We start from the raw sequence: 8503 nt of genomic DNA on the forward strand, positions 1-8503 counted from the left end.
GCTGAAGCGGGCGCCGTTCAGCACCCCGCCGGCGTTCCAGGTTACCGCCCGCTTCAGCTTGTTGTTGCGCGGCTCGCCGTCCGCCAGGGTGTTCACGTTGACGAGGATCAGCCCCTCCTCGCTGTCGGTGACGACGGCGTAGGAATAGAGCGGATGGAACGTCTGTTCCTGGTTGGCCTGCAGCAGGCTGATATCGGCGCCCGTGACGGCGTCCTTGACCATCATCTTCTGCATCGCCTCGTTGCGGAGCGGGGCGATGTTCTGGTTGGTCGGCAGCGCCATGCAGGTCGCGTTCTTCGACGGGACGTGGGTGTTGTGGCCCAGGGGTGAGAACGGCGCCGAGACGACCCGCTGCGAGACGCCCTTGTTGCCGACGCTGGCGGCGTCGAACACCCGGAAGCCGCCCTTCCCTTCGGCCACGAACATGTACTCGCCGCGCAGCTGCAGGCAGCGGGCCGCCCCGTCGGTCTTGGAGACGAAGTTCGAGATCTCCTCGGCGCTGTCCTCCTCGCCGCCCAACGCCCCCTTCACGAAGGGCTTGCCGCGCACCCAGTTCTTCAGCTCACGCTTATTCTGGTCCACGTGCAGCTTGTAGAAGTCAGGATAGGCGTACCGGTGCAGGTACGAGCCGAACACCGCCTGCGGCTCGCTCCATTCGGAGACGCGAACGGCCTCGATGCCGTCCTCCAGGCCGACCCAGGCGTTCAGCCCGACGAAATTCACGAAGTTGGTCCCCAGCAAGAGGAGCTGGGCCATGATGGCGTTGTTGTCGTTGGCCGCGCTGACGTGGCAGTCCGAGCAGGTCTTGGTCTCGGTGGTCCGCACCGTGTGCGGGAAGTGCGGCGCGAAGGCCTGGCTGGAGAAGCCCGAGGCGGCGATCGGCGGCTGCTGCACGTATATCCGCTCGCGGTTCACGTTGGTCGAGGACAGGACCAGGGCCGAGGACGAGCGCACCGGCGCGATGGTCGAGCCCTTCGTCGTCTGGTGGCGGCCCAGCTGGTACATATCGTCCCGGGCGACCTGCGGATTATAGGTCGCGTAGTTCCGGGTCTCCTCGCCCTCGTACTTGTGGGTCGTGGTCTTCCAGTTGGCCTCGATCGGCAGGTGGCAGCCCGCGCACGCCGTGGTCCACGAGGTGTGGCAGGCGAAGCATTCCATCTCGTCGTCGTTGTGCGCCCGGTTGGCCGGGTCGACGCCGGGGCCCCAGGTGAACGGCCGTCCGTCCTTGCTGATCTTGCCCATCAGCTTGGCGCGCGCCGACTTGGCGTTGAAGTCGGGCGAGGCGCGGTCGACCGTGTCCTTGGTCAGCTTCACCCGCCATTCCAGCTTGGGGTCCACCAGCGAGCGCTGGATCAGCACCTGGCGGCCGTCGCGCTCCACCCACTCGAACCGGCGCTGGCCGTCGGGATTGCGCAGGAGCGAGAGGTCGTTGCCCTTCGGATCGGCGGCGGGCCCTGAGGTGCGCAGGGTCGGATACGCCGACGACGTGCCGTGGCAGTCCTTGCAGCGGATCTCCACCGCATTGGCCACTTCGCCCATGATCAAGCCCGAGCCGTGGCTGTCCTGGCTGAAGTGGCAGTCGGCGCACTGCATGCCCTTCTCGGCATGGATGTCCATCATGTGGACCGCCTTGCCGGGCGCGTTCTGGCCCACCGGCGTGAACTCGGGCGCGCCGTCCTTGTGGAACTTCTCCGGGTCGTCGTTGGCGATGACCGCGCCGTCCTTGTCCAGGAGCTCGCCGTCGCGGTTGCGCTTGAAGATGGCCCGGAAGTTCCAGCCGTGGCCGTGGTAGTCGGCGAACTGGGTGTCCTTCAGCTTCTTGTTCAGGCTGAACACGTTGCGCAGGAAGTCGAGGTCGGCCCACTTGCCCCGCGGCGCGGCGCCCTCGGGGTTGCGGTTCAGGACCTCGCGGATCTCCTTCGAGGTCGGATACTTCTGCCGCTCGGGCCACATGAACGGCGCGTCGGCCTCGTAGTCCCACATCGTGTAGCCGAGGTAGGTGTTCACGAACATGTTCGGCTGGTGCATGTGGCAGTTCATGCACTGGGCCGTGGGGATGGCGCGCGTGAAGGCGTGCTTGATCGGGTGGCCCGGCTCGTCCTTCGGGATCGTCGGGTCCGCCTGGGCGCTCTGGCCGTCGCGGCCGAACTGGGCCCAGGTCGAGCTGGCATGCGGCTGGCGGTTGTTGGCGTAGACCACGTGGCACGAGGCGCAGCCCGAGGAGCGGTAGTCGCCCGGCTGGTCGTTTGTCCCGAGGAACCAGGTGAAGGGGTCGTTCAGGCGGGTCTTGTGGATGTTGAGCAGCGGGATCGCCGCGCGCAGGCCGGTGCCCGGTCCGCGGTTCGACTGGCGGATGTCGGGGCGGCCGGGCTCTTCCAGCCGCTGGATCTGGCCGTTGGCGTTGGGCAGGCCAACCTCGGCGAACTGGCTGTTGATGTTGCGGCCGCCGCGCTCGAAGACGCGGAAGATGTCCCCGGGGGGCGTCACCTGCCAGGTAGGCGCGGGATAGAGGGTCGGCAGCGCGCCGCGCTTGGCCTGCTCCGGCGTCACCGTGCCCGGCGGATTTCCGGGCGAAAGCAGCCGGGCCGGTTCGCCGTGGGCCGTGTAGGCCTCCCCCAGGATGTAGTTTTTGAACGGCAGGATGCCATTGTTGTACGAGGCGCCGCCGAAGAACATCGCGCCCGTCGCCATCAGCGAACGCTCCGCCTTCTCGATCAGCTCCATGTGGCAGGCGCCGCAGGCCTGGCGCGCCACCCGATAGTCCGAAGGATTCACGAAGCGGATGTATTCGGGCGCCTCCTTGTTCAGGAGGGTGTAGCTCTGCTTCGGGTTGGCCGAGCTGGGATAGTGCCAGGTCTTCGGATAGCGCGGCAGGACGTGGGCCCGGTCGCGCAGGGCGACGTATTCCGGCGCCGTCTTGGCCAGGCCGGCCGGCGCGATGACCGCGGCGTCGCCGCCATGGCAGGACGCGCAGCCCAGCTTCACCGCCTGGGACATGTGCATGGTCTTGGCGTCGCTGTCGGTGTGACACGAGACGCAGCCGGCGCTGTCGCGGTCGACTTCTGCGTCCGTCATGCCCAGCTTCGCCGGCGCGGCGGCGACGTACTTGCGGGCGACGGGCTTCTCGGCCTCGCTGGCCTTCAGGGACAGGGGCGCGAGCAGAGTCGCTGCGATCAGCGCTCCCGTTCTCAGCCAGTTTGTCCCAAATTTCAGCATCTTGCCCCTAGAAGGTGAGAACGGCGTTCAAGAGGATCGAATAGTAGCGCTTATCACGATCTCGGTTTTCGAACAGGTCGTTGAAGCCCTTGCCCGGGTCGAAGGCCGCGGCGGAGGCGCGGAACACGATGTTCTGGGTCATGTGCGGCCGCCAGATCGTCGAGACCGAGGCGTCCCAGCCCAGCGACTTCGGGATCGAGCCTTCCTGCCGCAGCGCCTGGAGCACCGCCGTGTTCGAAAACGAGATGTGGTTGAGGTTCGCCGACACCCGCAGCTCCGGCGTCACGTCGAAGTCGGCGCCGCCGCCAAACAGGACCGTGCCCGGGTTGTTGAAGTTGGACTGCCCCTCCTCCTTGGACGGGCGCAGGCTGTTCAGAATGCCGTTGCGGCCGTTGACCCCGATGACCCGCCCGCCGCCGGCGAAGGGGATGGTCTGGCGAATCCAATAGCTGGTGTCTGACCCCGCGAATTGCGGGTTTTCGAATATGGCGTCGAACCCCGTTTCCTTGTTGTCATACGGGTCCTTGTCGCCGGATGCGTAAAGGCCCTGCAGCCGCAGCCGCACCCAGCTGAAGTCGATCGAAGGCTCGGCGGCCACGAAGTAGCTGCGGATCTTGGCCTTGCGGTCGGTCAGGATGCTGTTTCGGTTCTCGCCGAACGCATAGAAGGCCGAGGCGGTGAGGTTGATCCGCCCGATGCGGCCATCGGCGTTGTAGCCCAGGTAGGTCACGTCGTAGTCGCGGCCGCGCAGGCTGCCCAGCAGGGCCGGCCGCTGCGGGAAGCCGTTCTTGTCGACGTAGATCTCGTCGCCTTCGCGGTTGCGGTTGTGCGCCACCATCACCTGCGAGGTGAGGCCGGGGAACGGCAGGTCCTGTCGGTAGAGCGAGCCGATGAAGACGTAGTCGTCGCGCAGGTCCTGGGTGACATCGTTCAGGCCCGAGTTGGTGTCCTTCTCGATCCGCCAGAAGGCGGCCAGGTTGTACTGGAAACGGTTGTTGTCGCGGTTGCCGAACAGGCGGACCCCAAGCTGGTTGTCCTGGAACAGGAACCCGCGGAATTCCGACGAGAACGGCTGGATCCCGACCCGCAGGCTGTCGAAGTCGTAGCGGTCGGAGACGTTGCGCAGGTGGTAGTCGACGAACAGTTCCTGCACGCCCAGGAACGAGTCGTTCCGGTGACTCTTGCGGCTGGGCTCCACGTAGAGGACGCGCCTCTCCGGCACGTCGACGTAGTTATGCTGGAACGCCAGGGCGACGCGAAACTCCAACTCGGGCGGCTTGTAGGCCGTCGAGCCCTTGATCAGCGACGCGCTGGCGATGAACGTCTGAGCCAGCACCAGACTGGTGTTCTCGCCGAAGACATCCAGGCTGCCCGGCCGGCTCGTGGTCTGCACGCCCACCGGGATCGGGAAGCTGCGCGGCTCGACGACGGTGTCGGAGATCCCGGTCAGGGCGATGAACCAGTCGTGCGTTCCCTTGATCGGGATATCGCCCTTCAGGAAGTTCTGATTGTAGGGATCGAACAGTCGCGGCTTGGTGACCCCCAGGGCGCCGGCCAGACGCCAGCGGTCGGGGACCGGCACCTCGTCCCTGGGAAAGGCCTCCGGCGGCGGGGCGCGGACGGCCCCGGGGTTGTCCTGCACCACCGGCGGCGGCAGATCCTTCTGCCGCCCAGGAATGCGCCGGCCTTCCAGGATGTCGTCGATCGTCGGCGCAGGTTCGCCGTCTGCGGGCGGCGGCTCCGGCTGGGCGACCGTGGCCGGCTCCTGCGCCGCCGCGTCGGTCGCGGACCCGGCCGGCGCCGCGCCAGAGTCGACGACCCGGCCGTCCAGGATGTCCTCGATGGTCAGCGGGCCGCCACGCTCCGGCGCAGCCTGCGCCTGCCCGGCAAGGGCGGCGAAGGCCGTCAGAGCAAGGAGGGAGCCCGCGCGCATGCCTATTTCCCCTGGCACACGTTCTGTTCGCTGGTGTCCAGGAACGGCGCGAAGGGACAGCCGACGTAGCGGAGCCGCGTGGAGGTCGGCCCGACCAGCAGGTTGTCGGCCCGGATCGCGGCCGGCGCGTTGCCGATGCCGCCGACCCTGAGGCCGCCGTTGTGGGCGCCCAGGAACGAGATCATGTCGTCCTGGTCGATGCCGTCACCGGAAACGCCGATCGAACCGACGAGCCGATTGCCGCGATAGATCGGAACCGAACCCGAGAAGATCTGCAGTCCGTTCTGCAACCGGTTCTGTCCGGGCGCCACGTCCGGCAGGAACGTGCACCGCTGAGGCGTATCGGTCGCCGAGGCGCCGCTGACGTACGTCAGGTGCTGGCCGATATTGCCGATGATGAGGGCCGACTGCAGACCGGTCGAAAGCGGACTCCACTGGGCGATCGGACGCGACAGCGGTCCGTTCGGCCGGCCGACCTCACCGTCCGGGAAATAGGGACGCGAGAGATTGCCAATGGCCTTGGCCGCGAACGCCGTCTTGCCCGTGAGGGCCGCCGGGTCGGGGAAGAAGTCGCGCGTCTTCTGCACGAAGCTGCGGACGTCGGCGCTGGGATCGGCCAGCAGGTCCGACGCGGCCGTGGGGCCCGACAGCAGGGCCGTTGTGCGGGCCTTCTGGACCGAGACATCGATGCCGAAGACCGGCGCGTCGGGCGCGCGGACGAGGCCCAGGACCTGCCCGCGCGTGTCGACCATGGCGATCGAGACCTGGGCGCGGCTGTCGAGCGGCCGGCGGATCTGACCCCGCGCCCGGCTCATGATGGTGAAGGCTTCTTCCAGCACCGCGCGGACCTCGGCCTCGGTGAGCGGGGTCAGCCCATCGGCCCCATCGGTGCCACCGCGGATGGGGAACCGGTTCGCCCCGGCGCCGTCGGTGAGCACCATGGCGCTGGCGTTGGAGAACTCCGCCGCCGTCGCCAGGCGAAGGCCGGAGGCCTCGGTCCCATAGGTCGCGCCGGAGAGCGCGCCGCCGCCGGCGTAATAGCCGATCACCGGCGTGAACGCGCCCGCGCCGGCCGGCAGGCTGCCGAAGGACGGGGCGCTGGAGGGAACGCTGCGCAGACCCGCGGCCGTCGCATCGCTGAACCGGAGCGAGGTTCCGTCGACGGTGATGCGCTCGGCCCGGATGTCGGTCGGCGCGTCGAAGCCCGTCGCCGCGGCATAGGCGATCGCCTCTTCCGGGTCGTCGTCGACGTCGAGGGTGTTCCTGTCGAACCCATAGTCGCCGTCGGCCATGATCCCGACGCCGCCGACGAGCACGCCGTTCTTGTAGAGCGGGAACCCGCCAGGGTCCGCGGACAGGCCGAGCGGGGAACGCCGTGGCCCGATGCTGGCTGCCGTCGTCCGCGTGGTCACGTCCGAGCATGGAAGCGACGAGAACTGCACGCCGAAAAGCGGTCCGCCCTCGAGACCCACGGTCGAGGGCGCCGGCGGAAAATGCTCCTGCACGATCTGGCTGGCGGTGCGGGTGGAAAAGGCGTTGCCGCCCGACGACAGGTAGGCGCCGGTGATGGCCTTGGCGATGGCGCCGGCGGCGGCGGGAACCACGACGCCCTGGGCGTCCATGTTCTGGCCGTTCGGCGCGGCGCGCAGGGTGGCCGTGCCGCGGGCGCCGGTCATGGAATAGACCGCAAGCACGTTGCCGACCCGGTCCGTCACCGCGATCACCGCCGGCAGATTGCGGGCGCGCGCCTCGGCCACGGCCTGGGCGATGACCTGCTGGACATCGGCGGCGCTCAGGGCCTGCGCGGCCGGCAGGGTGTAGGTCGGCGCCGCCGGGGGTGGCGTCGTGGGCGGCGGCGTGGTCGTGCCGCCTCCCCCACCTCCGCCGCCGCCACAGGACGCAAGCGCCAACGCAGCCGCGGAGACGGCCCAGCGCGAAACGGAACTCATCGCAGCGACCTCGCGGCCTGCGCGACCTGGGCCAGAGAGGCCCGGAAAGCGTCAGGACGATAGCTGTTGGGATCGCGGACCTGGGCATAGGCGCGGTCCAGATTCGGCCGGATGCGGGCGGCCGCGTCCGGATCGACCTGGCCCGATTTGACCAGGGCGTTCAGGAGGGTGTCGGCCGCCATCACGGCCTGGGCGCTGCCGGCATAGTCCGTGTACCGCCGCGCGATCTCGCCCTGCAGCACCACGTCGACGATGGCCAGGGTCTCGGCCCGCGAGAAGTTGCGCGCCGCGAACGCATCCGCCAGGGCGCGTGAGGTGGCGGCGAGCTTGCCGGCGGCGCGGATGGACTCGGCGCGGTCGCGGGCCAGGGCGGCGTGGAACGCGCGGCTGTCGGCGTCGAAGCGGGCGGCCAAGCCCGGCGCGACCACCTTCGCGGCGGCCGAGAGCATGATCATGTTCTCGTCGTTGAACGGCGGCGTGCCCGACGGGATCGGCCGGCCCGGATTGGCCTGCCACTGCGGCCGCGCCTTCGGATCGTCCGAGATCTGCCGGTGGCAGGCGTGGCAATCGAAGAAGTAGAGCTCCGGGAATGCGCCGTTGTTGCGACCGGGCTGGCCATAGAGGGTGAGCGCGCGATCGAGGGCCAGCGCCTGACCCACGGCCCAGGTCTTCACGCCGCCCGCATAGGTCTTGCGCTTCACGTAGTCGGCGTCGACGTCCCAGTGCTGCTGAAGGCTGGAGAACAGGTCGAGTTCGAAGGCGACCCGCGGATGGCCGGCGGCCATGATCTCGTGGCTGACGAACTGGCCCGGCTTGGAGCCGCCGAAGTGGCAGTCCAGGCAAACGCCGGCCCGCACCTTCGGGTTCTCGAGCGGCCGCAGCCCCCGCGAGACGTTGTCCGCGTGCGTGCCCGTGACCGTCCGGTGGCTGGCCAGCCACGCGCTCGACCCGCCGTGACAGGCCTCGCAGCCGACGCCGTCCGAGAGCTGGAAGCGCGCACCGCGCTGGCCGGCCGGCGCCGGATCGGCATGGCAGCCGAGGCACTGCTGGGCGACCCCATTGGCGCCCAGGCCCATCTTGCGGATGATCGCCTGGCCACGCGCCTCATAGAGCACGCGATAGGCGCGGCTGTGCGCGCCCGCCACGCTGGACGGGTCCTGCCACGTGATGAGTTCGTTCTGGCGGATGTTGATCCCGGAATCCACCTGCCGGCTGTGGCACGTGGAGCCTGCGCAGGACGCCACGCCCTCATGGGTCGCGCGGCCGGCGCCTTCGGGCGCGGCCGTCGCGGCGCGCCCGGCGCCGATCGCGAGTCCGCCGATAATCAGAACGGCGGCGGCGCAAAGCGCGCCGATGACGCGCGACGTTCGTCCCTCCCCCATCGGCCCTCCCCCGGCACGCACAC

The 8503-nt window shown here is 69.0% G+C and carries 4 protein-coding genes; all 4 read right to left on the reverse strand.

What is annotated here, in order from left to right:
• The coding region (locus AX721_RS08815; protein WP_068875645.1) for a hypothetical protein at positions 1-3216 on the reverse strand (3216 nt) is incomplete at its 3' end.
• A 7-nt stretch (positions 3217-3223) separates the two neighbouring features.
• Positions 3224-5149, reverse strand: coding sequence for a hypothetical protein (locus AX721_RS08820; RefSeq protein WP_197422512.1), 1926 nt, complete (start codon positions 5147-5149; stop codon positions 3224-3226).
• A gap of 2 nt (positions 5150-5151) precedes the next feature.
• The gene (locus tag AX721_RS08825) at positions 5152-7098 is read right to left on the reverse strand and encodes a heme-binding protein (RefSeq protein ID WP_068875646.1); all 1947 of its coding nucleotides are present in this window, start codon (positions 7096-7098) and stop codon (positions 5152-5154) included.
• The coding region (locus AX721_RS08830; protein ID WP_231733409.1) for a cytochrome c family protein at positions 7095-8503 on the reverse strand (1409 nt) is incomplete at its 5' end. The genes AX721_RS08825 and AX721_RS08830, both read right to left, overlap by 4 nt.

The sequence above is a fragment of the Phenylobacterium sp. CCH9-H3 genome, assembly GCF_001557235.1.
In the GTDB taxonomy this organism is placed as follows: Bacteria; Pseudomonadota; Alphaproteobacteria; order Caulobacterales; family Caulobacteraceae; genus Phenylobacterium.